Raw genomic sequence first — 486 nt, 5'->3', positions numbered from 1 at the left:
GTATTAGCCCGGCAATGCGCTGGCGTCGTACATCGCCGCGAACTCGGGGCTCGGCGGAATGGGCTGGATGATGTCCAGCATCACGCCGCTGGGGTCCACGGTAATGAAATGGCGCTGGCCGAACGCTTCGTCGCGCAACGACAGCAGGATCGGCAACCCCGCCGCCTGCATGCGGGCGTGCACCGCGTCCACATCCTCCACTTCGAAGTTGAGCAGCAGCCCCGCCGCCCGCTGGCCGCGCGCCGGGGTGGGAATCGTCTCATGCGTGCAATCGAGAATGGCGAGGTTCGTGCGCGCGTCGGCGTTGGACTGCAGGTGCACGTACCAGTCGCTCTCGAACAGCGGGCGGAAATCCACGTGCTGCGTGTAGAACGCCACCGTCTCCGCCACGTTCGTGGTCATGATCACCGGGTAGTAACTCGTTGTTTTCATCGCAAATCTCCGTTGTGGCGCGCCGGCCGGGCGCGGATCGCATAACATACAGCC

Annotated in this window: 1 protein-coding gene; it reads right to left on the bottom strand. The window is 64.6% G+C overall.

The genetic code is table 11. The features are described from left to right. Nucleotides 1–3: 3 nt before the first annotated feature. The coding region (locus AC1DCG_RS25110) for a VOC family protein (protein ID WP_477041754.1) at nt 4–486 on the bottom strand (483 nt) is incomplete at its 5' end.

Source organism: Caulobacter sp. 10L414 (assembly GCF_056395525.1).
Note: the sequence above shows the minus strand (reverse complement) of the source record. Positions and strands in the feature narration are given on the sequence as shown.